General features: G+C 67.6%; 26 protein-coding genes. 9 read left to right on the top strand and 17 right to left on the bottom strand.

All coding sequences use genetic code 11. The features are described 5' to 3' along the window. Nucleotides 1-64: 64 nt before the first annotated feature. From ACFSC3_RS20250 to ACFSC3_RS20225, 6 genes are all read right to left on the bottom strand, one after another. Nucleotides 65-436, bottom strand: a complete 372-nt coding sequence (locus tag ACFSC3_RS20250; protein WP_380942186.1) for a nuclear transport factor 2 family protein — start codon at nt 434-436, stop codon at nt 65-67. Between the two features lie 14 nt (nt 437-450). Continuing rightward, nucleotides 451-1,575: a cobalamin-independent methionine synthase II family protein gene (locus tag ACFSC3_RS20245; protein WP_380942184.1), complete on the bottom strand. Its 1,125-nt coding sequence runs from the start codon at nt 1,573-1,575 to the stop codon at nt 451-453. Further along, nucleotides 1,572-2,423, bottom strand: a complete 852-nt coding sequence (locus ACFSC3_RS20240) for a class III extradiol dioxygenase subunit beta (protein ID WP_380942182.1) — start codon at nt 2,421-2,423, stop codon at nt 1,572-1,574. The genes ACFSC3_RS20245 and ACFSC3_RS20240 overlap by 4 nt, the downstream gene beginning before the upstream one ends. Further along, nucleotides 2,423-2,833 (bottom strand): protocatechuate 4,5-dioxygenase subunit alpha, encoded by a 411-nt coding sequence (gene ligA, locus ACFSC3_RS20235; protein ID WP_380942181.1) that lies wholly within the window; start codon nt 2,831-2,833, stop codon nt 2,423-2,425. Before ligA ends, ACFSC3_RS20240 begins: the two co-directional genes overlap by 1 nt. A gap of 61 nt (nt 2,834-2,894) precedes the next feature. Continuing rightward, nucleotides 2,895-4,292: a syringate O-demethylase gene (desA, locus tag ACFSC3_RS20230; protein WP_380942180.1), complete on the bottom strand. Its 1,398-nt coding sequence runs from the start codon at nt 4,290-4,292 to the stop codon at nt 2,895-2,897. Further along, complete coding sequence (locus tag ACFSC3_RS20225; protein ID WP_380942179.1) at nt 4,289-5,014, bottom strand: alpha/beta fold hydrolase; 726 nt, start codon at nt 5,012-5,014, stop codon at nt 4,289-4,291. The genes desA and ACFSC3_RS20225 overlap by 4 nt, the downstream gene beginning before the upstream one ends. Nucleotides 5,015-5,108: 94 nt before the next feature. On the opposite strand from ACFSC3_RS20225, the gene ACFSC3_RS20220 reads away from it, so the two are divergent. From ACFSC3_RS20220 to ACFSC3_RS20205, 4 genes are all read left to right on the top strand, one after another. Then, nucleotides 5,109-5,978 carry a methylenetetrahydrofolate reductase gene (locus ACFSC3_RS20220; RefSeq protein ID WP_380942177.1) on the top strand — a complete coding sequence of 290 codons (870 nt, stop codon included), beginning with the start codon at nt 5,109-5,111 and terminating at the stop codon, nt 5,976-5,978. Between the two features lie 39 nt (nt 5,979-6,017). Beyond that, nucleotides 6,018-6,875: a formyltetrahydrofolate deformylase gene (gene purU, locus ACFSC3_RS20215; protein WP_380942175.1), complete on the top strand. Its 858-nt coding sequence runs from the start codon at nt 6,018-6,020 to the stop codon at nt 6,873-6,875. Nucleotides 6,876-6,931: 56 nt separating this feature from the next. After that, nucleotides 6,932-7,678: an IclR family transcriptional regulator gene (locus ACFSC3_RS20210; protein WP_380942173.1), complete on the top strand. Its 747-nt coding sequence runs from the start codon at nt 6,932-6,934 to the stop codon at nt 7,676-7,678. Between the two features lie 92 nt (nt 7,679-7,770). After that, on the top strand, nt 7,771-9,024 hold the full coding sequence (locus ACFSC3_RS20205) for an MFS transporter (RefSeq protein WP_380942171.1): 1,254 nt from the start codon (nt 7,771-7,773) through the stop codon (nt 9,022-9,024). 22 nt (nt 9,025-9,046) lie between these two features. Here ACFSC3_RS20205 and ACFSC3_RS20200 read toward each other — a convergent pair whose 3' ends face one another. The 7 genes from ACFSC3_RS20200 to ACFSC3_RS20170 form a co-directional block, all read right to left on the bottom strand. Further along, nucleotides 9,047-9,916, bottom strand: a complete 870-nt coding sequence (locus tag ACFSC3_RS20200) for an FAD:protein FMN transferase (RefSeq protein WP_380942169.1) — start codon at nt 9,914-9,916, stop codon at nt 9,047-9,049. A 92-nt stretch (nt 9,917-10,008) separates the two neighbouring features. Next, nucleotides 10,009-10,851, bottom strand: a complete 843-nt coding sequence (locus ACFSC3_RS20195; protein ID WP_380942167.1) for a DUF4198 domain-containing protein — start codon at nt 10,849-10,851, stop codon at nt 10,009-10,011. 127 nt (nt 10,852-10,978) lie between these two features. After that, entirely contained in the window at nt 10,979-11,458 is a 480-nt protein-coding gene (locus ACFSC3_RS20190) for a DUF2271 domain-containing protein (protein WP_380942165.1), read from the bottom strand. A gap of 11 nt (nt 11,459-11,469) precedes the next feature. After that, entirely contained in the window at nt 11,470-12,096 is a 627-nt protein-coding gene (locus ACFSC3_RS20185) for a PepSY-associated TM helix domain-containing protein (protein WP_380942164.1), read from the bottom strand. Continuing rightward, a complete protein-coding gene (locus ACFSC3_RS20180) occupies nt 12,093-12,776 on the bottom strand; it encodes a Fe2+-dependent dioxygenase (protein ID WP_380942162.1) in 684 nt (227 codons plus the stop codon). The genes ACFSC3_RS20185 and ACFSC3_RS20180 overlap by 4 nt, the downstream gene beginning before the upstream one ends. 19 nt (nt 12,777-12,795) lie before the next feature. Beyond that, nucleotides 12,796-15,180 (bottom strand): TonB-dependent receptor, encoded by a 2,385-nt coding sequence (locus ACFSC3_RS20175; RefSeq protein WP_380942160.1) that lies wholly within the window; start codon nt 15,178-15,180, stop codon nt 12,796-12,798. A 719-nt stretch (nt 15,181-15,899) separates the two neighbouring features. Beyond that, nucleotides 15,900-16,436 carry an FxDxF family PEP-CTERM protein gene (locus ACFSC3_RS20170; protein ID WP_380942158.1) on the bottom strand — a complete coding sequence of 179 codons (537 nt, stop codon included), beginning with the start codon at nt 16,434-16,436 and terminating at the stop codon, nt 15,900-15,902. A gap of 211 nt (nt 16,437-16,647) precedes the next feature. Between ACFSC3_RS20170 and ACFSC3_RS20165 the strand changes: the two genes are divergently transcribed. From ACFSC3_RS20165 to lepB, 3 genes are all read left to right on the top strand, one after another. Beyond that, entirely contained in the window at nt 16,648-16,902 is a 255-nt protein-coding gene (locus ACFSC3_RS20165; RefSeq protein WP_380942156.1) for a hypothetical protein, read from the top strand. 128 nt (nt 16,903-17,030) lie between these two features. Next, the gene (locus ACFSC3_RS20160; RefSeq protein ID WP_380942154.1) at nt 17,031-17,366 is read left to right on the top strand and encodes an EF-hand domain-containing protein; all 336 of its coding nucleotides are present in this window, start codon (nt 17,031-17,033) and stop codon (nt 17,364-17,366) included. A gap of 233 nt (nt 17,367-17,599) precedes the next feature. Continuing rightward, entirely contained in the window at nt 17,600-18,412 is an 813-nt protein-coding gene (gene lepB / locus ACFSC3_RS20155; RefSeq protein WP_380942152.1) for a signal peptidase I, read from the top strand. 18 nt (nt 18,413-18,430) lie between these two features. Here the strand turns inward: lepB and ACFSC3_RS20150 are convergent, their stop codons facing one another. Next, nucleotides 18,431-19,705, bottom strand: a complete 1,275-nt coding sequence (locus tag ACFSC3_RS20150; RefSeq protein WP_380942150.1) for an MFS transporter — start codon at nt 19,703-19,705, stop codon at nt 18,431-18,433. 192 nt (nt 19,706-19,897) lie between these two features. Beyond that, entirely contained in the window at nt 19,898-22,081 is a 2,184-nt protein-coding gene (locus ACFSC3_RS20145; protein ID WP_380942148.1) for a penicillin acylase family protein, read from the bottom strand. Nucleotides 22,082-22,109: 28 nt separating this feature from the next. Here ACFSC3_RS20145 and ACFSC3_RS20140 point away from each other — a divergent pair, with 28 nt between their 5' ends. Beyond that, on the top strand, nt 22,110-23,375 hold the full coding sequence (locus ACFSC3_RS20140; RefSeq protein WP_380942146.1) for a metal-dependent hydrolase family protein: 1,266 nt from the start codon (nt 22,110-22,112) through the stop codon (nt 23,373-23,375). Nucleotides 23,376-23,544: 169 nt separating this feature from the next. Here ACFSC3_RS20140 and ACFSC3_RS20135 read toward each other — a convergent pair whose 3' ends face one another. Next, the gene (locus ACFSC3_RS20135; RefSeq protein WP_380942144.1) at nt 23,545-24,225 is read right to left on the bottom strand and encodes an anti-sigma factor family protein; all 681 of its coding nucleotides are present in this window, start codon (nt 24,223-24,225) and stop codon (nt 23,545-23,547) included. After that, nucleotides 24,222-24,710, bottom strand: a complete 489-nt coding sequence (locus ACFSC3_RS20130) for a sigma-70 family RNA polymerase sigma factor (RefSeq protein ID WP_380942241.1) — start codon at nt 24,708-24,710, stop codon at nt 24,222-24,224. Before ACFSC3_RS20130 ends, ACFSC3_RS20135 begins: the two co-directional genes overlap by 4 nt. 84 nt (nt 24,711-24,794) lie before the next feature. On the opposite strand from ACFSC3_RS20130, the gene ACFSC3_RS20125 reads away from it, so the two are divergent. Beyond that, a complete protein-coding gene (locus ACFSC3_RS20125) occupies nt 24,795-25,970 on the top strand; it encodes a S8 family serine peptidase (RefSeq protein ID WP_380942142.1) in 1,176 nt (391 codons plus the stop codon). The last annotated feature ends 77 nt before the right edge of the window (nt 25,971-26,047 follow it).

Raw genomic sequence — 26,047 nt, 5'->3', positions numbered from 1 at the left:
GCGATATATTCTTCTATTTGATGGTATCGATGAATTGGATGGGCCGCAATCCAGGTTATGAAGCTTAGAAGCTGAGAAAACCACGGCGTTCGGCGAACAGCCACTTTCCGTCTTCGCGGACGAAGCGATCGTAGAAGCCTCCAAGTTTGGGCGGCTCGCCGGGAAGGAACAGCGCCATCGCCGATTCGGCAACCGCGCTGTCGCTCGACAGCACATCGACGACGATATTGCTGCACAGATGCCGCGTCGTGCGTGCCGGGCGGGCGCGGAAGGCGGCGAGGATCGCGTCGCGGCCGGTTATCCAGTCGTCGGGCGCGGTCGGGCGGGCCATGCGGCCGTCGACCGCATAGAGCGCCGCGACGCCCGCCCAGTCGCCCGCGTCGTTCAGATTGGCGTAGCGCGCGATCAGCTTGGCGCAGGCATGTTCGACGCCCACGCGCTCCGCCTCCGTCACAGTCGCGCGTCCGCCCGGTCGGCGCCCTCGCGCAGCGCCCGCAGCTTCTTCCACGTCACGCCCGGATCGATCTTGCCGTAACCGGCGAAGGTGCCGAAGCCGCAGTCGGTGCTGGCGATCACGCGGTCCTTGCCGACGATCCCTGCGAAGCGTTCGATACGCTGCGCGATCAGTTCGGGATGCTCGACATAGTTGGAACAGGTGTCGATCAGGCCGGGGGCCAGCCGTTTGTCGTCGGGCAGCTTCGCATCGCGCCAGACGGTCCATTCATGCTCGTGCCGCGGATTGGCCGCCTCGAACAGGATCGTCGCGGGACGCGCGGCGACGACGGTGTCGATCACGCGTTCCAGCGGAATGTCGTGGTCGTGCGGACCTTCGTAATTGCCCCAGCAGATGTGCATCCGCATCCGGTCGGCGGGGATGCCGGCGGTCGCGGCGTTCAGCGCCTCGACATTGGCCGCCGCGGTGCAGACGAACTCCGCCTCGCTCTGATCCTGGTAGCCGGTGTGCCGCGACATGGCGAGGTCGGGGCAGTCGAGTTGCAGGTCGAAGCCGGCGGCGACGATCGCCTCATATTCCGGCCGCATCGCATCGACCAGATCGGCCAGATATGCCTCGTGGCTGGGATAATGGCGGTTGACCTGAAAGGCGGTGATGAGCCCCGGCGACGCGGCGTTCATGAAGGCGCGCACGCCCTTGCCATGCCGGTCGAGCGCGGTGCGGAACCGGCGGATATCATCGTGCAGCGGATCGAGCGTCTTCAGCCGCACCGCACCGATGCAGGATGCGCGCGTGAATTCCTGAGCACCCATGATCGCGGACAGCTTCTTCGCCAGCGTCGGATGTTCGGCCAGGTCGGCGGCGGGGCGGCGCTCGATATGACCGCCGAAGCCCTCCAGCCGCTCGATCATATAGGTCGAATAGCCGACCTTGCCGAGTTCGCCGTCGCTGACGATCGAGACGCCGGCGGCGACCTGCGCCGCGACGCCCTCGTCGACCGCGGCCTGTACGACCCGGTCGAATTCGGCGGCGTCATAAGGCTCGCCCTTGTCCCGCGCGAGCAGCAGCGGGGTCAGCGCCTCGCCGCGCGGCAGGCTGCCGACATGGGTGGTATGGATCATGCGGCCTGCTCCACGGGTTCGAGGACGATGTGGCCGAGCGCGGTGTTGCTGGCGGGCACATGATAATGGCGGTGCAGCTCGCGCGTCGCTTGTCCGAGCGCGCCGCGCATGATCAGCCACATCACCATCTCGATCCCCTCGCTGCCCGTTTCGCGCAGATATTCGATATGCGGAATGTGGCGCAATGCGTCGCTGTCGCCCGACAGCCGGTCGAGGAAGGCGGTGTCCCATTCACGGTTGATCAGGCCGGCGCGTGGGCCCTGGAGCTGGTGGCTCATGCCGCCCGTACCCCAGACCTGCACGTTCAGATCCTCGGGAAAGCTCTCCACGGCCCGCGCGATCGCTTCGCCCAGCGCCCAGCAGCGGTTGCCCGAGGGCGGGGGATAGGTGACGACGTTGACGGCGAGAGGGATCACCTTCACCGGCCACGCGTCGACATCGCCGAACATCATCGTCATCGGCACGGTCAAACCGTGGTCGACCGTCATCTCGTTGATGATCGTCATGTCGAATTCGTCGAGCACCAGGCTCTGCGCGATATGCCAGGCCAGGACGGGATGGCCGATGACTTCGGGCACCGGACGTGGGCCAAAGCCTTCGTCGGCGGGGGCATAACGCTCACCGCAGCCGATCGCGAAGGTCGGGATGATCTTCATGTCGAATGCCGAGGCGTGATCGTTGTAGACGAGGATGACCACGTCCGGCTTCTCCGCCTTCTCCCATTCGCGGGTCCAGTCGAAGCCGGCGAAGGCGGGGGCGAAGATCGGTTCCTGCGTGCGCTTGTGATCATGCGCGAAGCCGAGCACGGGGATGTGGCTGCAGCCGATGCCTGCGGTGATCCGGGCCATCAGTTCATGTCCTTCAAAGAGCGCGCACCGTCCGGCGAACGCCCGCCGGCCAGCATCATCGCCTGGTAATCGTCCACGCTCATGCCCGTCATCGTGCTGACGCCCTGGAGGAAGCTCAGCCCGTCGCAGGCGATGACCTTGGCGAGGAAATAGATGTTGCCGCCCAGATCGATCAGCCGGTTGTAGTCGCGGTCGAGCACCGCCTGCTTCTGCGCTTCGCTGATCGGCCAGGCGTCGAGATAGGCGCGCTCATCGGCCTTGAACCGCGCGCGGTTCTCCGGCGTCATCAGGCTCATCGCGAACTGGTTGAGGTGATAACCCTCGCGGGCGCGGGCGGCGGTGAAGACGCGCGTGCCGGGGATGTCGTCAAGTTCGGCGAGATAGCTCGCCACGTCGGAAACGGTCGGCATCGGCGTCCTTCCTGATCGGATAATTGGGCGCGGACGGCGAACCGCCCGCGCCCGACGGGCCTCAGCCCTTGGTGCGCCAGCCGTCGGCGTAGCTGTCGCGCGCGACTTCCGAATAGGGCACCGGGGCGACCGTCGCGCGGATTTCGGTCTGGACGTGCGGTTCCACGGTCGGCTTCGACGTACCGCCATCCGGCTCGCCCCACAGCAGCGTGACTTCGGTGCCGGGCGTCGCGAATTCCTCGTCGACCATCGCGAGCGCCAGGAAGCGGCCGGCGTTGACGGTGTAGCCGATCCAGGTCGACAGGCCGATGGTCTTCCCGTCCTTCAGCACCGCGTCATAGGGGTGCATGCAATAGACGGCGCTGGGGAATTCCAGGAACTTCGCCTTGTCGCCGGTCTGGAGCATCGAGCTCATGACGCGAACGATATCGGCGTTGTCGAGCGCCAGCGTCACCTTGCGGCGGTGCGGCTGGTCCTTCATCCGCTCCAGCGCCTCGCGACCGACGAAGTCATGGTCGAACTTGACCATGATGCCATAGCCCAAATCCCACGGCGTCAGATAATAATCCTCGATATTCTCGGACACGAAGCTGCCGCCGAGCGAGCATTTGCCCTCATAGCTGTTGGCGCTCTGCCATTCGCGAAAGCCCTTCGAGCCTTCGCCGGTGTAAAGTGCGGGGAGGGGCGAGGGGATCCAGCCCGATTCCAGCGTGTTCGACGAATAGGTGCGACCGCCGCACAGCGTCAGGCCGAAATCCTTGCCCGCTTCGATGAGAGCGTTGCGGACGGTGTCGTAATCCGCCCAAGGGCCGAATAGTTCGTAGCCCGGCTGGCCGACCATGCCGTGGCGCAGCGCGCGGACTTCGACGCCGGCGATCATGACCGGCGCCATGTGGAAGAACTTCAGGTCGGGCGGCGTCTCGCCCATCGCCTTTTCCAGCACCTTCATCGCGTTCGGGCCTTGCAGCTGAAAGCGATAGTTGCGGCGGTACCCCTGCTGGTCGAGCGGGCGGGCGGCGGTGCGTTCGTCACGCTCGACCTTCACGTCCCACTTGCCGGTCGAGGCCCAATATTCGACCCATTCGATCGACGGCGCGCGGCCGACCAGCTCGAACTTCTCCTCCTCCAGATAGAAGAGGATGACGTCGCCGATGACATAGCCCTCCGGCGTCACCGGCGCGAACTGCTTGGCGCGGTTGGGGACGAAGCCCTTGAAGCTGTTGGGCGCCAGATAGGACAGCATGTCGAACGCGCCGGGGCCGGTGACCAGCAGGTCGACCATGTGGAAGCTTTGGTTGAACAGGACCGCGGTTTCCGCCCACGACCGCTGTTCGTCGCGCCAGTTGGAATATTCGGCCGGCACGCCCGGATAGACGTTGGGGCCGACCTGCTGGTTGCGCAGGAAGTCGACGATGTTGCCCTGTTCGTCGAGAGCGGCCTGAAGGGTCTTGTCGGTCACGAATACATCCTCTGGTTGAGCGAAGGGGAAGGGGTGGAATCGATCCGCGCCAGCAGGTCGGAAACGGCGCGGTTGAAGGCGGACGGCGCCTCGGCCGGGGCCATGTGGCCGGCATGAGGCACGATCGACAGCTCGGCAGTGGGGATCGCGTCGGCGATCGCGCGTTGCTGCACGACCGGCGACCAGCGGTCCTGTTCGGCGCCGATGATCGCGACCGGGCAGGTCAAGGTCGGCAGCACGCTTTCGGCATCGGGTCGGGTGAGGAGGGCGTGGATCTGCGCTGCGAAGATCTCGACGCCGGCGTCCGTCGCCATCGCGTGGAGCGGATCATATACCTCGGCCGCCGTCCCCTCTGCCACCATCGGCGGAAGCCAGCGATCGACCAGGGCTGCCGCGCCTTCGCGCCGTCCGAGATCAAGCAGCGCATGGCGCGCTGCCGCCTCGCCGTCACGCACCGGATGCACCCCACTGTTGGCGATGGCGATGCCGGCGATCCGCTCAGGCGCGCGCCGCCACATCTCCAGCGCCACGCGGCCACCCATCGAATGGCCGAGCAGCGCCGCCCCGGCGGGCATGCGCGACAGGGCATGGTCGGCCATCGCGCCGATACTATCAGCACCCGCATAGAAGCCGTCGATCACCAGCCCATCGAACGCGGCGACCTGTGCCGCGAACAGGCGTTCGTCGCACAGCAAACCGGGCAGGATGACGAGTCGCGACAACGGCCTCTCCGATAACTTCGCACTTGTGAAGTTTCATCTATCCGAATCAAATGCGGTGCGCTAGTGCCTCCATACGATCTTGTGGGAGAGCGAGATGGCGACGCCGATACTTCACCCGAACTGGACGCGCCCTGCGCACAACATGGTCGACGGCTATTCGATCGAGATCACCGCCAAGGACGTCGCCTCGCTGGAAGCCGCCGCATCAGCGATGCCCGTGGACACGCCGGTCGCGATCACCTTCCTGCCCGGCGAGGCTATGGATGCACGCGTCGCTGCGGCGAAGCGGGTGCGCGAACTGGGCTTCGAACCGATGCCGCATTTCTCCGCGCGCCGGATCGGGTCTGCCGAGGAGTTCGAAAACTATCTGGCGACCGTCGTCGCCGAGGCGGGCGTCCGCCGCTGCTTCGTCATCGCCGGTGACCCGTCCGAGCCCGAAGGGCCGTTCGCCGACAGCAGCGCGTTGATCGGCAGCGGCGCGTTCGAGCGCGCCGGTATCCGCGCGATTGGCATCGGCGGGCATCCTGAAGGCCATCCGCACATGACGCCGGATCAGGGCTGGCAGGTCTTGCAAGCCAAATGCGCGGAGATCGCCACACGCGGCATGGCGCCGCTGATCGTCACCCAGTTCGCCTTCGACGCCGCGGCCGTATTGCGCTGGGTAGCGGAGGCACGGGCGCGGGGCATCGACGTGCCGATCCGCATTGGCGTGCCGGGGCCGGCGGGGATCAAGACCCTGGTCCGGTTCGCGGCGCGGTGCGGGGTGGGGGCGTCGGCATCGGTGCTCGCCAAATACGGCATATCGATCGGGCAATTGCTGGGCACCGCCGGCCCCGATAAGCTGGTCGCCGCGCTGGCGGCCGGGATGGGGCCTGAACATGGGCCGCTGCGCCTGCATTTCTATCCGTTCGGCGGGGTCGAGAAGACCGTCGCCTGGATCGCCGACTACGACCGCGCGCACTGACGCGGTTTCGATACCGAAATTTGAGAGGTTCGTTTCGTCATGGCCGACATCGCCGTCCTGCGCCTGCAATGCCCCGATGCGCTGGGTCTCGTCGCCCGCGTCTCCGGCTTCCTCAGCGAGCGCGGCTGCAACATCGTCGATGCGCAGCAGTTCAACGATCCCGCCAACGCGCGCTTCTTCATGCGTGTCGCGTTCCAATATGATGCCACAGCCGGGCTCGACGCCTTGCGCGACGCCTTCGCCCCGCTTGCCACATCGGCGGGCATGGACTGGACGCTGAAGGACGAAAGCGCGCATCGTCGCGTCGTGCTGATGGTGTCGCGCTGGGACCATTGCCTGGGCGACCTGCTGTACCGCACGATCCTGGGCGAACTGCCGATGGACGTCGTCGCGATCATCTCCAACCATCCGCGCGAGAGGCTGCACACCTCGCTGATCGGCGACATTCCGTACCACTATCTGCCGACGACCCGCGAGACGAAGGCGGCGCAGGAAGTCGCGGTGAAGCAGGTCATCCTCGAAACCGGCGCCGAACTCGTCGTCCTCGCGCGCTACATGCAGATCCTGTCGGACGATCTCGCGTCGTTCCTGTCGGGGCGCTGCATCAACATCCACCACAGCTTCCTGCCCGGCTTCAAGGGCGCCAAGCCCTATCACCAGGCACATGAGCGCGGCGTGAAGATGATCGGGGCGACCGCACACTATGTCACCGCCGACCTGGATGAAGGACCGATCATTCATCAGGACGTCGAATTCGCCAGCCATGCCGATACGCCCGACGACCTGGTCCGCAAGGGCCGCGACGTCGAACGCCGCGTGCTGGCGGAGGCGGTGCGCCTGCACCTCAACGACCGGGTCTTGCTGAACGGCACCCGCACGGTCGTTTTCCGGGGCTGACCCGTGCAGCGCCCGGGGCATGGATTTCGCCCCGGCGCTGCGCCATGATCGCAGGCATGACAGACATGGTGCAGCCCCAGGTCAAATCGGCGACGCGGACGCTCGACATCATCGAACTGGTCATCGCGCGCGGCCGGCCGGTGGTGGCGCAGGAGATTTCGAGCGGCCTCGGCATCCCGGTCAGCAGCCTGTCCTATCTGCTGTCGACCCTCGTCTCGCGCGGCTATCTGCGGCGCGACGGGCGACGTTATGCGCCGGGGCCGGGGTTGGAGCGGCTACAGGTGCGCGACCAGGCGTTCAGCCTGATCGACATGGTCGCGCCGCTGACGCGAACGCTGCGTGTGCAGTTGAACGAAACGAGCTCGTTCTTCGTCCGCAAGGGATGGGAGCTGGAGGCGCTGGTGACCGAAACCAGCGAGCATGCGCTGCGCTATGCGGTGCCCGCCGGCACGCATGACGGCCTGCACGGCTTCGCCGCCGGCAAGGCGTTGCTCGCCGCGCTGCCCGACGACGACCTCGATCGCTATTTCCGCGAGACCGAACGGACCGCCTTCACCCCGGGCACCGTAACCGACGAGGCGACCCTGCGCCGCGAGTTGGACGAAATCCGCCGGACCGGCATCGCCCGCACGCGTGGCGAATATACGGCGGGCATCATCGGGCTCGGCCGCGCGGTGATCGTCGATGGCGAGGCGATCGGCGCATTCAGCGTCGCCTATCCGATGGTTCGCCATGATGCGGCGCTGGAGGAAAGGATCATCGACCTGCTGGGCAAGACCGCGACGTTGCTCGAACGCGGCTGACATGATCATCACGGTCGCGATGCGATCGTCTATGCGAAACGACCCGCGGCTGATACGCATCCTGTGACAACAGGCATGGACAGGGCGCGAGGATGGCGGATTCGATGGCGAAGGCGGTGTCGGCATCCGACGGCCGGGACGACCGGCCGATGACCCGCACGCAAATCGTCGCGGTCGCCTGCGCGGTGCTGCTGAATGCCCTCGACGGGTTCGACGTGCTGGCGATCACCTTCGCGCTTCCCGGCATCGCGCGGGCGTGGAACGTCGGGCCGGCGGAACTGGGCGTCGCCTTGTCGTCCGGGCTGGTCGGGATGGCGATAGGGTCGCTGCTGCTCGCGCCGCAAGGCGACCGGTTCGGGCGTCGTCCGCTGATCCTCGGCTGCCTGGTGATCATGACGCTCGGCATGGGGCTGACGGTGACCGCGACCAACATCACGGAGCTGTGCATATGGCGGTTCGTGACGGGCCTGGGGATCGGCGGGATGCTGGCGGCGATCAATGCCGTGGCCGCCGAATTCTCGACGCCGCGCCGGCGCGACCTGTCGATCGGGCTGATGACGGTCGGCTATCCCGCCGGCGGCCTCGTGGGCGGGTTGGCGGTCGCCGATCTGGTCGGCCCCTATGGCTGGCAGTTCGTGTTCTACGTCGGCGCCGCCCTGACGGCGGCCTTCATTCCGCTGATCCTGTTCGGGCTGCCGGAGTCGCCCGCTTTCCAGAAGCGCAGCGACGGACCGCGGCAGGACCGGAAACCGACCGCCAATCCCGCGCTGGCGCTGCTCAGTGGTCGCTATCGCCGGATCACGATCGTCCTCGTCGCCGCCTATTTCCTGCACATGGTCACCTTCTACTTCTTCTCCGGCTGGCTGCCGAAGCTGATGAGCGACATGGGCTATGCGACCGCGGATGCGATCCGGACCTCGGCGCTGATGAGCATGGGCGGGGTGATTGGTGGTCTGGTCTTTGGCTGGCTGGCGCCGCGGCTGGGACTGGTGCGTCTGCTGATCGCGGCGATGCTGCTGACCGCCATCGGCTTTGCCGTGTTCGGCATGATGACCAGCTTGCAGGGGATGCAGCTGCTCTCCTTCCTGACCGGGCTGGTGCTGTTCGGTGGGATCGTCGGCCTGTATGCGCTGATCGCGCAATCCTTTCCCGCCGAACTGCGCGTCACCGGCAGCGGCCTGGCGATCGGCATCGGCCGCGGCGGCGCGATCCTCGGCCCGTTAATCGGCGCCGCGCTGATTGCCGGCGGGATCGGTGCCGCGAGCGCGGTCATGATCATCGGCGCCAGCGCCGCCCTGGCGGCCGGCGTGCTGGCTGTCGGATATCGGGAGAATGGCGTCGGCTAGGGTTCCGGGCGGCGTGGCATGATCAGTCTGAAAGCAAGTCGATGAGCTGCGGAGTCAGTACCTCCCGGACAGCGCCCCCGTCGCGCACGATGATACGCGCGGCGACCGCCACGCCGCCCGGCGTCACGTCGGGATAGCCGACCATCAGCGCGGTCGCGATGGCATCGGCCAGCATCGCGCTCGCTGCGAGCACGCTGACCGAAACCACGCCGTTCGCCGCCGGGCGTCCGGTGCGCGGGTCGAGAGCATGGTCGCCGCGGACATAGCTGCCCGATGTGGCGACTGCGACATTGTGAAGCGCGACACGCAGGGGAGGCAGGTCGACGCCGGGCGGGGTCTCGAGGTCGACCCACCACGGCTCGCCATCGGGCCGCACGCCGCGCCCCGCCAACTCGCCGCCGACCTCCACCAGGGCATGCGCGATCCCGCGTGCGCCGAGCAGGTCGGCGACGGCATCCGCGGCATGGCCCTTGGCGATCCCCGACAGGTCGAGCGAAAGGCCGCCGGGCTGGCGCAGGCGGCGATGTGCCGGATGCCAGCGCAGCTTCGCCCAGCCGGAGGTAGCGAGCGCGTCCGCGATCGCGGCATCGTCGGGCGGCGGCCTGGGGCCGGGCGGGCCGAACCCCCAAAGGTCGACCAGCCTGCCCATCGTAGGGTCGAACGCCCCATCGCTCGCCGCCGCAACTCGCAACGCGGTGTCGACGACCGTCGCAAAATCGGGCGGGAGCGATACCCACTGCCCCGCCTCGGCACGGTTGAAGCGGCAGAGGTGCGAGTCCGGCTGCCAGTGACTCATCTCATCGGTAAGCTCCGCAAGCCGGCCCTCGATCGCGGCCTGCACGTCCGCCGCGGCGTCGCGCGCGGCATAGAGGACGCGCCACGTCGTGCCCATCGTCTCGCCGCCTAGCGCGACGACGGGCGTGTCGGGATCGCACCCGGCGAAGGCGGCCGGGTCGATGACGGGCGGCAGCGCGATGCGCGGGGTCAGGGGGTCATCACTTCCAGCGTGGTGGTGTAGCTCATCCGCCGGCCGGTCGCGCGCGGAGTGGTCGACTTCGCGTCCTGATAGGTGGCATTAAGCCAGTACATGCCGGCGGTCGGCCAATCGACCGACAGCACGCCATCGGCGCCGGTAGTGAGTTCCCGCGCGCCTTCGGCATTGCGATAGCGCTTGCCGCCGGGGACGACGGTGACCTTCAGTCCGGCCGCCGGCTTGCCGTCGACGAGGAAGCGGAATTTGGCCGGCTCGCCTGCGACCAGCTCGTCCGGGTGGGTGACGGCATCCAGTTCCAGACCCTTGCCCGTCGGCGTCAGCACGGTGCGGGTCGGCTCGCCGGCGGTCACGAAGATCTCGTTGCGGCCGCTGACTTCGGTCAGCTGGACGTCGGTCGCGTTGGCGGGGATGTCGGCGACGGTCAGCGGCGCGACGCGCTGGCCGTTCGGACCCATGCCCGGTCGCCCACCGATGCGCTTCTCGACGCCATCGACCTTGAAGCTGCCCATCAGCGCAGTGGTTTCGGTGCCGATCTTCCAGGTGCCGGGCTTGTTGAGCTGGACGTCGAAGACCGAACGATAGCGGCCGGTCGCGCCGTTCTGGATCTGGCCCGGCGTGCCATCGGGCTGCCACACCTTCATGCCCTCCAACCGGCCGGGCTGGTGGTCGGCGTAGAACAGGTCGTTCGACGCGGCGGTATCGACCGTTACCCAGCTATCTGTGCCGGAGAAGATCGTGCCCGAGGGCAGCAGCCACAGGCGGTGGGCGGAGACCGTCGCGGGGATCGAGAGCAGCGCGGCGGCGGCGAGCAGGCGGGTGGTGAGGGTTTTCATCGAAAGCGTTCCTTGCGTCTCATCCCGTTCGCCCTGAGCCTGTCGAAGGGCTGCCTTTTTTCGCGCTACCGGGCGTGCGGCCCGAAGAAAGGCAGTGCTTCGACAGGCTCGGCACGAACGGTGTTGGTTAGCGGGCGGAAATTACGACAGCGCCCAGTTCATGGCTGCCGCTCGCACGTGCAGCCTTTGCCGGGACGGTCAGTGGTACCTGGACGAGCTCGCGCCCGCCGGTTTCACGCGCGGCCTCGACGTTCAGCGTATAGGTACCGGGCTTGAGATCGGCGGGCAGGGGGATGCTGTGCGTGCCGGGTGCGCGGGTCGCGCCGCTGACACCGTTGGCGGGCATGGTCATGCTCCGCCCGCCCTTGCGCCACCACGCCCGCAGGTCGGCGAGCCATTTGGTACCCGGCTCGTTGCCGCCCTTCTTGATGTCGTACCATACCGCAAGCGTACGCGCGGGACCGCCCGCGGCGGGTTCGATCCACACCGCGACATAGGGGCGGTGATATTCGGCGACGCTCAGCTTGGGGATGGTCACGCTGACGGTGCCGGCCGTTGCCGGTGCGGCGATGACGCCGGCGATCAGGACGGGGGAGGCAAGGCGCATGGGTAAGCTCCTTAGTGGATCAGGAAGATGGCGATGAGTGCGGGCAGGACCAGCCCGGCGACGACGATCGGCCAGGTGCTGGGCCGGTGACGGGCGTGAAGCTGGAGCAGCAGCAGGCCGGTGAGCGTGAACAGGACGCAGGCCGCGGCGAAGATGTCGATGAACCAGAACCAGGCGGTCCCGGCGTTGCGGCCCTTGTGCAGGTCATTGAGGTAGCTGATCCAGCCGCGATCGGTGACTTCCGCCGTGATCGTGCCCGACGTACGGTCGATCGATACCCAGCCGTCGCCGCCGGGGCGGGGCAGCGCGACATAGACTTCGCCGTCCGACCATTCGCCGGGCTTGCCATGCGCGTCGAGCTGGACCGCCGCCTGTACGGCATCGGCGACCGTATCCGGCAGCGGCGCGTCGCCCGACCGGCCGGCGAGTTGCGCGACGAGCGGTGCGGGCAGGGTGCCGCTGCGCTCGATCGTCTCCGGCTTGGCGGAGATGGTCGCGGCGTGGTTGAGCGTGATGCCGGTGACCGAGAACAGCAGCATCGCGACCAGCGAGATGGCGGCGCTGACCCAGTGCCAGGTGTGCAACTGCTTCAGATACCAGCTGCGCCATTTGCGCTTCGGCTTGGCGGTGGTGGTCATGCGTCGGCCCAGCGGCGGAGGAGGTTGTGGTAGACGCCGGTCAATTCCACCGTCGCGCGGTCGCCCGCTCCTTGCGCGGCGGCCACCCGCTGCACGGCGCGGTCGAGGTCGAACAGGATGCGCCGTTCGCCGTCGTCGCGGACCATCGACTGAATCCAGAAGAAGGACGCGACGCGCGTGCCCCGTGTGACCGGCTCGACCCGGTGCAGGCTGGACGCAGGATAGAGCACTGCGTCGCCCGCCGCGAGCTTCACGCGCTGTTCGCCGAACAGGTCCTCGACCACCAGTTCACCCCCGTCATAGGCGGCGGGGTCTTCGAGCAAGAGGGTGCAGGACAGGTCGCTGCGGATGCGGAAATCGGTGCCGCGCTTCAGCCGGATGGCGTTGTCAACATGCGCATCGAACGCCTGCCCGCCGGCGTAGCGGTTGAACAGTGGCGGGAAGATCTTGAGCGGCAGGGCCGCGGCGATGAAGGTCGGCGACCGGCCGAGCGCGTCGAGGACGAGCCCGCCGGCCTCGACCGTCGCGGCATCGTCCTCGACCAGTTGCTCGTTCCGCTTGGCCAGCGCCGCCTGCGGACCCGACGTCACGTTCCCGTCCGCCCAGCGACCGCTGTCAATGACGGCGCGCACACGCGCGACACCGGCGGCATCCAAGACGGAAGGAATCGCGATCAACATCTGATAACGCCTAGCAACATCAGAAGTTGTGGAACAGGCTGAGCGTCGCCTGCCGCCGGTCGCCGGGCATCGCCCAGCCGCCGGTGACGCCCGTCGTCGCGCTCACGTTGTTGCGGACGCTGGTGACGTATTTCTCGTCGGTCAGGTTCTGCACGTTCAGCTGCACCGTCCAGCGCGACGCGATGGTGTAGGCGGCGAAGGCACGGTGGAGCAGATAGTCCGGCACCCGGAACTGGGTCAGCGTCCCCGCGACCGGCACATTGGTCGCGAATGCGCCCTGGTAGTTGAGACCATAGCCCAGCTCCAGCCCGAACGGCAGCTTGTAGGTGGTGAACAGGCTGCCCGAATGCTCCGGCGTCTGCACCAGCCGCTGGCCAGCCTGAAGATCGACGACGCCTGCCGCCTTGTCGCGGTTCGAGATGCTCTGGCGCACGCGGCCGTCGAGGTAGGTGTAGTTGGCGAACACGGTCCACGCGGGCGTGATGTTACCCGATGCGCCCAGCGCGATGCCGTCGACGCGGCTGCGACCGTTGAGCACTTGCAGGTTGGCGGGCAGCGACGGGTCGTTCGAGGGCACGCGGTAGTTGGTGCGTTCGTTGCGGAACAGGGCGGCGGTCAGTTCCAGCTTGCGGTTGAACAGCCCGGCCTTCACGCCGACCTCGTAATTCTTCGCGGTTTCTGGGGCGACGGCGCACGGGTCGGCAGCGGTCGCGCTGGCCGGGACGCCGCAGCCCAGGCGGACGGTCGCCGACGACGGCGTCTTCGAATTGCCATAGCCGCCATAGATGCTGACGTCGCGGACCGGATGGAACACCGCGCCGGCGCGCCACGAGAACAGCCGCTCTTCACTCGTCTGCGGACGGGCCTGAAGCGCGGTCAGCACGGTCGTGCCCGGCGGTACGAACTGCAAGGGCACCGCGCGGAAGTCGGCGTGCTGATATTCCCAGCGCACGCCACCGTTCAGCTCGAAGAAGCGGTTCAGCGCCAGCGTGTCGAACGCATAGACGGCGATGTTGCGCGTCTCCCCCTTCGCGACGGAGGTCGTGATGTCGTTGACCGGACCGGTCCACGTCGTGTCGGGATTGGCGATGCTGATCAGTGGCAGCGGCGTGATCGCCGCGCCATTGGCCTGGCGCAGCAGCGAGCCCTGGCGCAGCGCATAATCCTCGATCGTGCCGGACAGGCCGACATTTAGGACGTTGTGGAATCCGCCCCGCTTGCCGCTCTCCATCCGCACGTCGGTCTGATTGTAGAGCAGCTGGTTTTCCTGGTCGCGGATCAGTCCGCGCGGGCCTGACGGCAGGTAGGATCCGACCGGTACCGTCGACGGGCAGGCGGCGCCCACGGTCGCGCCCGGCGTCGTCGCGATCGGCTGGCGACCGGTCGAGGCCAGGCAGAAGGTGCCTTGTGGCGCCGACGTCACACTCGACTGGCCGACCCGCTGCCAACGGGTCAGGTTGCGCACGCTCGTCCCGTCGCCGAAATCGTGGCGGAACGTCGCGGTCAGGCGATCGATGGTGATGTCCTGCCGGTCGAGATTGACGATGCCGTAATAGCCGCTGCGCTTGAAATCTGGCGCGAAGCCGTCGGTGAAGCCGTTCATGAAATAGGGCACGCCGTAGATGGGCGTGTTGCGGTCTTCCTGATGGACGTAGCCGAGCGTCAGGCTGGTCGGGCTGGCGATGCCGATGGTGACCGACGGAGCGACGCCCCAGCGCTTGTAGCGCTCCACGTCACGGCCCGGCACGTCGTTGCGGTGATAGGCCGCGTTCAGGCGGACGGCGACCAGATCGCTTGCCCGCACGTTGCTGTCGATCGCCGCGCGGTAATAATCGTCGGTGCCGACCGCACCCTGGACGATCGTCAGCGTGTCGGGCGTCGGCACCTTGCTGACCAGATTGATCGTGCCGCCGACGCTGCCCGATCCGTTGAACACACTGTTCGCACCATTGTAGACCTCGACCTGTTGCAGGTTGAACGGGTCGGTGCGGCTGTACTGCGCACCGTCGCGCACGCCGTCGATCGTGACGTCGTTGTTCGCCGAATAGCCGCGCAGGTTGATGCTATCGCCATAGCCGCCACCGCCTTCTCCAGCGCCGAAGGTGATGCCCGGAATCGTCTGGAGCACGTCACGCAGCGTCTGGAGGTTCTGCTTGCGGATCGTCTGTTCGCTGACGACGGTGATCGTCTGCGGCGTGTCGAGGATCGCTGCGGTCGCCTTCGGGCTTTCGACGCCGAGAGGTGGGCCGGCCTTTTGTCCGGTCACGACGACGTCACGGGCGCCGGTGCTGGTCTGCGGATCGTCGCGGACAACAGCGGCGCTGGGGCCGTCGTTGTTGGTGGCAGCGGCGACGGGTGCCGTCGCAAGGAATCCGACACAGCCGAGTGCGAGATAGGATTGCATGATTTTCCCCTTCGGCAGGCCCGCTATTGCGAGTCTGTCGCAGAGTCAACGCAAATGCGAATCGTTATTGATTGAGTCGCCAATCGTGCGGTGCCGCCGCGGTCTTGCGCGACAGGGTATCCGACTGCACGGCCCTTATTTCAGACGCAGGCAACACAACTCGCGTGGCAGAAACGCCTGAAGCGTTCGAATGGCGTTTGCGCGGAGCTTCGCCCGGCGGGGTGAGGGGCAAATCCCGTGGTTCGGACGACGGTCAGCGTCCAGATACGCGGAAGCCCAAGGAGCGTAACTTCCTTAACGGGCCGAGGTGACCGCCGATGGCATCCACGATCCGGGTCTTAACCGGTCTACTGCCAGTCGAAAGTTCGACCGGCTGTTCGGCATCGTCCGAACCGACAATGAAAACAACGGGATCGCTTGCCTGTGCAGGTCGCGTTTCCGTGTGCGGGGCGACCGTCAGTCGCGGAGAAATCTTAACTTGTTGCATCGTGGCCGAACAAAACACGACGCAAGCCGTTCCGAATTATTAATGGTTATCAGAGAGTTAACGATAGTTTGAAGGCGATGCGCATCAGGCTTCGTCAACTGCGGTCAGCACGGCTGACTGGCTGACCACGGGGTAGCGGCAGAAGGTTTTCGCAAAACTGGGCGGCCCACAATGCAGAAAGCCGCCGGTCTTTCGACCGACGGCTTTCTCGCTAATCGACCTGTAGGTGAGATCAGGCGAAATTGACGCGAGCAACCTGCTTGCGGCGACGCATCGTGGCGCCGACGGCACCGAAGCCGATCAGCATCATGGCCCAGGTCGCCGGTTCCGGAACGGCCGAGGTGCTGGCGAAGCTCAGCGTGCCGGCGAAAGCCGCGTCGCCGCCCGACGTGCCGCTGACGAAGAGGGTGTTGGTGCCACCAGCGGCCAGCGACTGGTTCAGGAGGTTGCGGAATTCCTGCTGCCCGGTCGACAGCGTGTTGAACGAAACGCCGTTCAGCGTGACGCGCGAAAAGTCGATGTTCGCCATCATGTTGCCGCCGGTGAAGTTCGAACCGATATCGGCACTGGCGAGGGTGAAGCCCGCCGGCGTGAGGAAGGTGAAGGTGCGCTCGAAAGTGCACGACGTCACGCCCGTTGCGCAGGTGACCGAGTCATCGCCGAAGGTGCCGCTCGGGCCGGTGATGGTGAGCGTCTGTGCGGCGTTGGCCGACGATGCGGCGCCGAACGCAATGGCTGCGGCAATAGCCGCCGGAATGATCCTCTTCATACGCAACTCCCTGTTTGGCGTCGGTCGGCCCTATCGCTCCAACGCGAAGCCCCTCAGACGCGCTTTCAGGTCAGAAGTTTCATGGTTACCAAAAATTAAACTAAAATTACGTCGCAAGACACTTTGATTGCTAACGAATTTTGGAGCTCATGCCCGAGCTCAACCGTTTCGTCGCGTTCGGGCAGGACGCTAGGAACCATCGGTCACGCCGATGTTTCAGCCCTCCATGATCGAATATGACATGGCCCTGTCTGGCAATGCCAGCGTGCTGGTGACAGCGCATGGATGGCGCGCGCAGCAGGTCGTGGTGGACGAGATCGTCCGGTCGATCCGCAACCATGACGTCGCCGAGGCAAAGCGTTGGGATGCGATCGGTCGGGAGGTCGACCGGATGCTCCATGGTCAGGACGATCCGCAGCAGTGCGCATCGCCTGCCGTCGTAGCCGTGTGCCGCGTCGCGGCTTGAGGCAGTCGAACTAACTCGGACTTAAGCATAGGTTTTGATGGCGGCTGTGCCGGTTGCCCCGGGCCGCCCAAATGCCTGGCTGTTGCCGGACCGGGGATTGGGATATGCCGTGCCCCCGGAGGTTCGATATGCGCGCGAAGAAGAATGTGACGCTGGAAGTACGCCTGCCCGATGCGACCAAGGCCGCATTCATGGCGCAGTGCCGCCGGCAGGACAGGACTGCCAGCGACGCGGTGCGTGCGTTCATCAATGCGCAACTCGAAGCGGGCGAGCAGCCACTGCGGCGACCGTCGCGGCGATCGGTTCGGCTGGCCGTGACGGCCTGGGTCGCGGGTGCCGCGATCGGGGCCGGGCTGGCGACACCCTCGCTGGCGCGTTCCGCGCCGTGGGAGGCACAGGCCTTTGCTGCGCTCGACCGCAATCATGACGGGGTACTCAGCCCGAGCGAGTTCGCCGCGCGCTAGATTTTAGAGCGATCGCTCCGCTTACCATCATTCGCCCTGAGCGAAGTCGAAGGGCAGTCCTCCAACAGGTGCTTCGACTGCACTCAGCACGAACGTTTGGGGGACTACTGACCGAATTCAGCCTGCGCCGAAGCCCCAGGTGTCCCCTCGACGGCGTGTCCGGACACGAAAATCCGCTTGTCCGGACGCGGAAGCGTTGGACCGGGTGGATGATGCCGGTCGATCGTATCGGCATGACAGACACGATCTCCGCCCCCGACACCCGCTCGACCTGGCGCGCCGAGCTGCGCGGCATCCTGATGCTCGCGCTCGCCGTGATCGGCTTTCACAGCCTGATCGCGCGGCCCTTCTACATCGCGTCGGGATCGATGATGCCCGAACTGCTGACCGGCGACCGGTTGGTGGTCAGCAAATATCCCTATGGCTGGTCCTATGCGTCGGTCAGCTTCGACGTGTTGCCGGCGCTGCGCGGTCGGCTGTTCGGCCGGTTGCCGACGCGAGGCGACATCGTCATCCTGACCCCGCCCGACCCGGCGCGGCGCAGCGAGACGCTGATCAAGCGCGTGATCGGCCTGCCCGGCGATACGGTGCAGATGGTCCGCGGCCGGCTGTGGCTGAACGGGCGACCGGTCGCGACGGAAGACCGGGGCCTGCAGCGGATCGTCGACAACGGTAACGCGCCCTGCCCCGGCGAAGTGACCGACGGCATCTGTCGCGTGCACATGATGCGCGAGACGCTGCCGAACGGTGCCAGTTACACGACGATGGACCTGGGGCAGAGCCGGCTGGACGACACCGTCGCCTATCGCGTGCCCGCCGGCCATATCTATGTGATGGGCGACAATCGCGACAACAGTGCCGACAGCCGGGTGGCGACGGACGAGGGCGGGCTGGGCGGTGCGGTGCCGGTCGAGTCCATCGGCGGCCGTGCGGAGTTCGCCACCTTCTCGCTGAACGGGAATGCGACGTGGAATCCGCTCGGCTGGCTCGCCGGGTTCCGATGGGACCGGACGGGGGACAGCCTGCGCCCCGTGATCCGGTCCTAACCGCCGCGGCGCAGGCGATCAGCCCGCCAAGCCCCGCGCGCGGTCGATCTGTTCCAGCGACTTGCCCTCGTTGCGCGGCGCCCAGACCAGGCCGATCACCCCCGACACGACCAGGAAACCGGTCAGGATCCAGGCGAGGATGGTGAAGTCATAGGCCGCGAGCGTCGGCACAGCGAGGCTCCAGATGCCCAGCCCGATGCGCACGATCGCGAAGGTCAGCCCCTGCGCGGTCGAGCGGATCGCGGTGGGGAACAGCTCGGCCGACCAGAGCTGGAAGAAGCTCTGCGCGCCGAACCCGCCGGCCACGCCCATGATGACGATATGCGCGATCACGATCTCCAGCCGGAAGCCGAAGACGGCGAGCAATGCCATGCCGACGACATGCAGCGCCGCCGAGATGCCGAACAATGTGCGCTGGTTCACCCGGTCCGACAGCGTCATGAAGATGCCGAGGATCGACAGCATGCCGATCAGGAAATAGCTCGCCGGCAACATCGTGGCGGTCCACTCGGGCAGGTTGTTGCGCTCGATCAGATAGGGCGTGAAGAAGCCGTTATAGCCCGCCCACAGGTTCCAGAACCCGTACATCGCGGCGAGGAACAGGATCGAGCCGAGATAGGGCGCGCGCAGCAACTGGCGCCAGTCCAGCCGCGGACCGGCATCGCCGGACGCCGCCTGCGCCTCTTCCCACCGCCGCGACTCGCGCATCCGCGACCGCAGGAAGGTCAGGCCGAGCGCGAGCACCATCAGGTGGATGAACAGCCAGCGTACGCCGTCCAGGCCGAAGGGCTTGAGGAAATAGGCGGCGACCAGCACCGCGACCGGCCCCAGATACCAGAGCAGCTGCGCGACGCCCGAATGCGCGCCGCGCTTCGTGTCCGGCGCCTGCTCCGCGATCAGCGACCAGGACGCAGGAATGTCCGCCCCGACCGCCAGGCCGACCAGCACGAATCCGAGCACGATCATCCAGGGCGCGGAGGCGAACACCAGCCACGCCATGCCGAACGCGTAGAACAGCATGTCGTACTGGTAGATCTTCTTCCGCCCGAACCGGTCGCATAGCATCCCGCCGATCAATGCCCCGACGCCGGCGGAGATGGCATTCGCGCTGAACGCGCCGATCAGCCCGATGAAGCTGTCGGAAAGGCCATAGGCGTCCTTCCACAGGGCAAGCGCGACCGAGCCCGCGACGATCGAGCCCGCGTCGATGTAGTTCGCCAGACCCGCCAGGATCGTGTCCCGCCAGCCTTCGCCCTGCTGCTCCGCCACCGCTTCCTCCCCATCCGTCGCCAACACCCGATCGCCGCCGGGTCCTTGGCCGCCTCTTGTCCTACACTCTGGCTATACGTCCCGTGAGATGGGAGCAAGAGGTGGGCGAACCTCGACACATCGCTCCGCGGGAGAGAGGCAATGCAGGACAAGCGGTCTTCGATGCGCGAATTTTTAGCGACGTGCGCACCCGTGTCCGCGCATCGCTGAATGGGATCAGTCGCCCGGTCGGTATCGTCGCTCGACATGGCCGGCGAGTTCGTCGGGATAGAAATAGACCGGGCGCAGGCGACCGGAGGCATAGCGGTCGATCTGGTCGGCGAAGTGCGGCGACCGGGTGTCGCCGCTTTGGCCGCCCGCCATCACCGCCATCGCCTTCACCCGCGGCCCGAATTCGACGACGGCGACGAAGCTGTTGCCGCTGGTGCCGTAATAATTCCTCGTTCCCGGCCAGCGCTTCGCCCCGAACGAGGCGAGACTGCCCCATTGTGCGGAGGTGAACGGCACCGGTGTCGAGGGGCGGGTGTCGTCGAAATGCGGTTTGATCGCGTCGTCGAGCCGCTGGAATCGGTTGATCCGGCCCCAAGGCGTTCGCCACGTCCCGAAATCGCGCGACAGCCGGTCGACCGCCGCGGTAAGGGCGTCGAGTTTCGTGCGCTCATCGACGCGGGCGCCGATATAGGCGGGCACGTTCATCCGCGCCGCCTGCGCCCGTGCGCCGACCCGTGACCAGAGTTCGTCGCCCCAGAACACCGCCAGGCTCGTCGCGACCGATGCCGCGCTCCAGCGATGGTCCCAGCGGGCAAGCTCGGCGATCGGTTCGGCCAGCGCCGCGCGCCGCGGATCGCTCGCCGGCAGCGCGCGCCAGGCCGCGACGACGGGCGGCAGCAGGCGGGCAAAGGCGGGCAGATACGGGTCATAGGCTGCCGCGCGCAGCCGCTCTGGCGTCCACCCTTTCGCTCCCGTCAGCAGCAGGTCGGCATGCTCGCCGCGCGCATTCGGCCCGGTCTGGTCCATATATCGAGGATAATCCGCGGCCTTGGGACTGTCCGGCCCGGCCGCACTCCATGGCCAGTCGTTGGTGTTGTGAACCCAGCCGGTGCGCGGATTGGCGACGCTCGGCAGGCTGGCGAGACTGTGCAGGCCGCACCAGTCGGTCGCCGGATCGCTGCCGTCGACCGGGCGGGTAAAGTCGAAACGGTTATCGCGCAGCGGCATGAACTGCGGCATCAGGAACGCGATGCTGCCGCGCGCGTCGGCATAGAGCGTGTCGTTCGACGAATTCGCCTTGCGTTCAGACACCGCGATATAGTCGGCGAGCGTCGTCGCCTTGGTTCGCAGATAGCTTTGTTCGAGCGCCGCGATCGGTCGCCACATCAGCGCGGTCGCGATCCAGCGACCGTCCGCGGCGCGCGTGATCGGACCATGATGCGTCCGCCAGATCGTGAAGCGTCGTTCGGCCGGCGCGCCCGCCGCCGATCGATAGCGGATCGTCACGACTTCCGACCGGACCGGGCGCTCCTCGCTGCCGTAGCGATAGGCCCAGCCGTCGCCGCGACGGACGATCCGCTCGGCAAATTCGTCGACATTGTCGACCGTCGACGACGTGTGCATCCAGCCCGCGCGCGCATTGAAGCCCTGGTAGACGAAGAACTGCCCCCAGGTACTGGCGCCATAGGCGTTCAGCCCCGCGGCGCTCGTCACCTGCGCCTCCGACCGGAAATAGAAGCTGGTGTGCGGGTTGATCAGCAGCAGCGCGCGGCCGTTCGCGGTCAGTTTCGGCGCGATGGCGATGCCGTTCGACCCCGATGGCTCGCGCGGGATCGCGCCGCGCTCCTCCGGGGTCGGGGGTGTCGGGCGGCCATAGAAGGTCTTGAGGTCGGAGAGCGATATCCGCTCGATATCGCCGCCGATGCTGCCCTCAGTGAAGCTGAGCGCCATCCACGGCTCGAACCGGGTGATGACGCGCGGTTTTACTGTCGGATGCGTCGCCAGATAATAGTTCAGCCCGTTCGCCCAGGCGTCCATCAGGTCGCGCAACCAGCGCGGCGACGCGGCATAGTCGCGGCGCAACTGCTGCGGATCGACGAACAGCCGTTGGCGCAGGTCGGCCCAGATCGCCTCTTCGCCGTCCGCCTCCGCCGTGCGGCCGAGCGCGGTCAGATAATTGGCCTCGATCCGCGCGAAATCATCCTCGGCCTGCGCATACATCATCCCGAACACCGCATCCGCGTCGCTGCGTCCGGCGATATGCGGGATGCCCCAGTCGTCGCGGGTGATCGTCACCTGCGCGGCATAGTTGCGCCAGCGGGTCATGTCGGGATCCGGCGCCGCGGCGGTGGTCGCGAGCAGCGCCAGCAGGATCGACGGATTGCGCAGTCTGGTGAGATGTCCGATCATGCCCCAAGCTTATGACGGGGATCGTGAAATGACCAAGCGCTGGTTGGCGCTCGCCGCCGCATTCGTCGCCGGTGCCGCGCCCGCGCAGGATGTCGCGCCCCGGGCGATCCTGCTGAAGCCCGCCGCGGTCTTCGACGGTGTCGACGGGCGCAGACATGACGGGTGGCAGGTGCTGATCCGGGGCGATCGCATCGCGGCGGTCGGGCCAGCGCTCGCCACGCCGCCGGGGGCGGAGGTCGTCGACCTGCCCGGAACCACGCTAATGCCGGGCATGATCGAGGGGCACGGCCACCTGTTCCTGCATCCGTATAACGAGGCGAGCTGGGACGATCAGGTGCTGCACGAGCCGCTGGCGCTGCGCACCGCGCGGGCGGTGGCGCAGGCGCGGACGACGCTGCGCGCCGGCTTCACCAGCGAACGCGACCTGGGCACCGAAGGCGCGGGCTATGCCGATGTCGGGCTGAAGGCGGCGATCGATCAGGGCATCGTGCCGGGTCCGCGGCTGGCGGTCGCGACGCGTGCGATCGTCGCGCTGGGCGCCTATGGTCCCAAGGGGTTCGAACCCGGCGTCGAGGTGCCGCAAGGCGCCGAGGAAGTGTCCGGCGCCGACGCGATGGTCGCCGCCGTCCGCCGCCAGGTCGCGGCCGGGGCCGACTGGGTGAAGCTCTATGCCGATTATCGCTGGCGGGCCGGCGAGGACAGCCGCCCGACGCTGAGCCTGGACGAAATCCGCGCCGCAGTCGCCGCCGCGCATGACGCCGGCCGCCCGGTCGCGGTCCACGCCTCCACGCCCGAAGGGATGCGCCGTGCGATCGAGGCGGGGGTCGATACGATCGAGCATGGATATGGCGGCACCCCCGCCATCTATGCGAGCATGGCGGCGAAGCGGATCGCACTCTGTCCGACGCTCGCCGCCGCGGACGCCAGCGCCCGCTATCGCGGCTGGGCCGGCGGCGATCCGGTGCCGGCCGGCGTGCGCCAGAGCCGGGAGGGCCTGCGCCTTGCGCTAGCCGCCGGCGTGCCGATCTGCGTGGGCGGCGACGTCGGTGTCTATGCGCACGGCGACAATGCGCGCGAGATGGAATTGCTGGTCGCCGCGGGCATGTCACCGTCGGCCGTCCTGCTCGCCGCGACGTCAGGCAATGCGCGTTGGATGGGGCAGGGCGCGCGGCTGGGGGCGATCAAGCCGGGGCTGCTTGCCGACCTCGTCGCGGTCGGCGGCGATCCGACCGCCACGATCGCTGCGGTGCGCGACGTGCGCCTGGTGATGAAGGGCGGGCGGCGCGTCGATTAGTACGGCTTGCGCGAGCGTCGTTACAGTGGCCGTCGTCCCGGACTTGATCCAAGATCCAGAGCGCAAAGCCGATTCGCTCGTGACCCTGGATCCCGGATCAAGTCCGGGATGACGAAGAAGACGGGCAGCGCTTGATCAGGGGAAGACGGTACGGCCCGATGGACCCCGGTCAACGCCAGCCCCGTCGCGCGGCGTCGCGCTCGGCGGCGGCGTCGAGCGGGGTGTCGGCCATCATGTCCTGTGCGTCGGCCAGCAGCGACGCCGACGCCGTGCCGGCCTGGCGATAGGTGCCGCTTTCCGCCGTGCCCGAAATCGTCCGGCGCAGCGCCCAGCTGTCGCCGTTGCGGCAGGCGATGCCGCTCGTCGGTGCGCCGGTGAAGACACGGCACAGTTCGCCATCCGTAGCGCGGAAGCTGGCGAGCATCCGCACGCCGCCCTTCGCGCCGTCACCGCCCACTTGCGTGTCGAGCGCGCGCGCCAATGTTCCCTCCGCGACGAGGCCCGCCGGCCCGGTCGCCACGGTTCCTTGCGGCGTCAGGCCGCGGCCGAGGACGAGGCCGATCACCAGGCTGGCGGCGACCGCTCCCGCCCAGACCGGCGGCACGCGACGGCGCGGCGCTTGCGCAAAGGGGACGACGTTGCTGGTCAGCGGCGCCGTAAGACGGGGCGGGACCGGTTCGTCCGCGACCTGAGCGAACGCCGCACCCAATCGTGTCCGCAGCGCCCGGTGGGAGTCGACCTCCGTGGCCAGGGCGGGGTCGGCCGCGATCGCGCGCTCGACGCGGCGCGCGGTCAGCGGATCGCACTCGCCATCGGCATAGGCCATCAGCGTCTCGTGATCGACCGTCATGCCGCTTCTCCCAACCTGTCCATCAGCGCCGCCCGCCCGCGGACCAATCGCGACGTCAGCGTTCCCATCGGAATGTCGAGAACTTCCGCGGCTTCCTTGTACGCGAGCCCCTCGACCAGCACGAGCGCCACCGCCTCGCGCTGTTCGTCGGGCAGCGTCGCCATTGCGCGGCCGACGCGGTCGAGCTCGGCCCGTGCTTCCAGTGCGCGGTCGCCGTCGTCGCCGACGCTCGCGCCCGCTTCCTCCGCGACGAAGGTCTGCGCGGCGCGGGCGCGCATCCGGGCGGTGTCGATCCAGGCGTTGCGCATGATCCGGTACATCCAGCTATCCAACCGCGTACCCTCGACGAAGCTCGACCGGGCGACCAGCGCGCGTTCCACGGCGGCCTGCACGAGGTCGTCGGCGTCCGCCGCATGGCGGGTCAGCGCACGGGCGAACCGCCGCAGGCGCGGCAGCAGCGCGGTCAGGTCGGTCTCGAAACTCAGGTTCGCGTCCTTTCCGGGATGAAACGGATGCCGACAGGCGTTTCATCCGTGACAGCGCATTAATGTGCGTCAAGAAGGATATTCGTGACTCGCATCCTCTTCCCCCTCGCGCTGACCCTTGCCGCGCCGGCAAGTGCACAGCTGTTGCCGCCGTTGCCCGGCCCGGTCGGGGCGTTGCCGGGGCGCGTGCTTGGCACCGTCGACCGCACCGTCGACCGCGTCGTCGACAGCACGCCGCGTCTGCTGGAAATGGCACGGCTCGACCGGATCGCGCGGCTGGTGCGGGATAGCGGCGGGCGGGTGGTGCGCGACGACCGCGGCAACGCCGCGCGGGCGGGGGAAGTGGTGCTGACCGACCCGACCGACGCGCAGATCGCCGCGCTGGAGCGTGACGGGTTCCGCATGATCGAACGTACCACGATCGAGGAATTGGGGGTCGGCTACGCCCGGCTGGCCGTGCCGGAAGGGATTCGTCTCGACCGCGCGCTCGCCAAGGCGCGGCGACAGGCGGGAAACGTCGCCGCGGACGTCATCCATATCGAAGGCGGTGCGATGGGCACGGTGCCGGGTACTACACTGGCCGCGCCGCTGTCGCCTGCGCCGGGTGGCGCGATGGTCGGGATCATCGACGGTGGGGTCGGCGACGCCGGCGTACGGCAGATGGGTTTCGCGACGGGCGCACCGCGTGCGAGCGACCACGGCAGCGCGGTCGCGTGGCTGGTCGGGCGCGGGGCGCCGGGCGCGCGCGTGCTGGCGGCCGATGTCTATGGCAGCGATCCGGCCGGCGGTGGCGCGGTCGCCATCGCCCGCGCGATCGGCTGGCTGGCGAAGGAGCGGGTCGGCACCGTCTCGATCAGCCTGGTCGGCCCGGCCAACCCGCTGCTCGCCCGCGTCGTCGCGGCGGCGCAGGCGCGCGGGATGACGATCGTCGCAGCGGTCGGCAACGACGGGCCGACCGGGCCACCCGCCTATCCCGCCTCCTACCCCGGCGTCGTCGCGGTGACCGGCGTCGATGCGCGCGACCGCGTGCTGATCGAGGCGGGGCGTGCCACGCATCTCGACTATGCCGCGCCGGCTGCAGGCTTCGCAGCGCCCGACGCGCGCGGCGGCATGAAGACGGTGCGCGGCACGTCCTTCGCCGCGCCGCTGGTCGCCGCGCGACTGGCGGCGGTCGGGCGTCAGCGTGTCGATGGCGAGGCGCGCAAAGGCTGTGGCTATGGGCGCGGGCTGGTGTGCAGCACCTGCGTCAGCCGCCGTTAGGGATCTGACCTGACCGTGCTCCGGCGAAGGCCGGAGCTTTGGCGAGCGTCAGGGCTTCGACTGCCCAGGCTCCGGCC

It is taken from the genome of Sphingomonas floccifaciens, assembly GCF_042681125.1.
In the GTDB taxonomy this organism is placed as follows: domain Bacteria; phylum Pseudomonadota; class Alphaproteobacteria; order Sphingomonadales; family Sphingomonadaceae; genus Sphingomonas; species Sphingomonas floccifaciens.
The sequence above is the reverse complement of the archived record's forward strand: the minus strand, read 5'-3'. Positions and strand labels throughout refer to the sequence as shown.

Bases quoted from the DNA above. Each gene is read 5' to 3' on its own strand.
- ACFSC3_RS20245 (WP_380942184.1), bottom strand. From the start codon at position 1,575: ATGATCCATACCACCCATGTCGGCAGCCTGCCGCGCGGCGAGGCGCTG.
- ACFSC3_RS20240 (WP_380942182.1), bottom strand. From the start codon at position 2,423: ATGGCCCGGATCACCGCAGGCATCGGCTGCAGCCACATCCCCGTGCTC.
- ligA (WP_380942181.1), bottom strand. From the start codon at position 2,833: ATGCCGACCGTTTCCGACGTGGCGAGCTATCTCGCCGAACTTGACGAC.
- ACFSC3_RS20220 (WP_380942177.1), top strand. From the start codon at position 5,109: ATGGCGACGCCGATACTTCACCCGAACTGGACGCGCCCTGCGCACAAC.
- purU (WP_380942175.1), top strand. From the start codon at position 6,018: ATGGCCGACATCGCCGTCCTGCGCCTGCAATGCCCCGATGCGCTGGGT.
- ACFSC3_RS20210 (WP_380942173.1), top strand. From the start codon at position 6,932: ATGACAGACATGGTGCAGCCCCAGGTCAAATCGGCGACGCGGACGCTC.
- ACFSC3_RS20205 (WP_380942171.1), top strand. From the start codon at position 7,771: ATGGCGGATTCGATGGCGAAGGCGGTGTCGGCATCCGACGGCCGGGAC.
- ACFSC3_RS20200 (WP_380942169.1), bottom strand. From the start codon at position 9,916: ATGGGCACGACGTGGCGCGTCCTCTATGCCGCGCGCGACGCCGCGGCG.
- ACFSC3_RS20195 (WP_380942167.1), bottom strand. From the start codon at position 10,851: ATGAAAACCCTCACCACCCGCCTGCTCGCCGCCGCCGCGCTGCTCTCG.
- ACFSC3_RS20190 (WP_380942165.1), bottom strand. From the start codon at position 11,458: ATGCGCCTTGCCTCCCCCGTCCTGATCGCCGGCGTCATCGCCGCACCG.
- ACFSC3_RS20185 (WP_380942164.1), bottom strand. From the start codon at position 12,096: ATGACCACCACCGCCAAGCCGAAGCGCAAATGGCGCAGCTGGTATCTG.
- ACFSC3_RS20180 (WP_380942162.1), bottom strand. From the start codon at position 12,776: ATGTTGATCGCGATTCCTTCCGTCTTGGATGCCGCCGGTGTCGCGCGT.
- ACFSC3_RS20175 (WP_380942160.1), bottom strand. From the start codon at position 15,180: ATGCAATCCTATCTCGCACTCGGCTGTGTCGGATTCCTTGCGACGGCA.
- ACFSC3_RS20170 (WP_380942158.1), bottom strand. From the start codon at position 16,436: ATGAAGAGGATCATTCCGGCGGCTATTGCCGCAGCCATTGCGTTCGGC.
- ACFSC3_RS20165 (WP_380942156.1), top strand. From the start codon at position 16,648: ATGTTTCAGCCCTCCATGATCGAATATGACATGGCCCTGTCTGGCAAT.
- ACFSC3_RS20160 (WP_380942154.1), top strand. From the start codon at position 17,031: ATGCGCGCGAAGAAGAATGTGACGCTGGAAGTACGCCTGCCCGATGCG.
- lepB (WP_380942152.1), top strand. From the start codon at position 17,600: ATGACAGACACGATCTCCGCCCCCGACACCCGCTCGACCTGGCGCGCC.
- ACFSC3_RS20145 (WP_380942148.1), bottom strand. From the start codon at position 22,081: ATGATCGGACATCTCACCAGACTGCGCAATCCGTCGATCCTGCTGGCG.
- ACFSC3_RS20140 (WP_380942146.1), top strand. From the start codon at position 22,110: ATGACCAAGCGCTGGTTGGCGCTCGCCGCCGCATTCGTCGCCGGTGCC.
- ACFSC3_RS20135 (WP_380942144.1), bottom strand. From the start codon at position 24,225: ATGACGGTCGATCACGAGACGCTGATGGCCTATGCCGATGGCGAGTGC.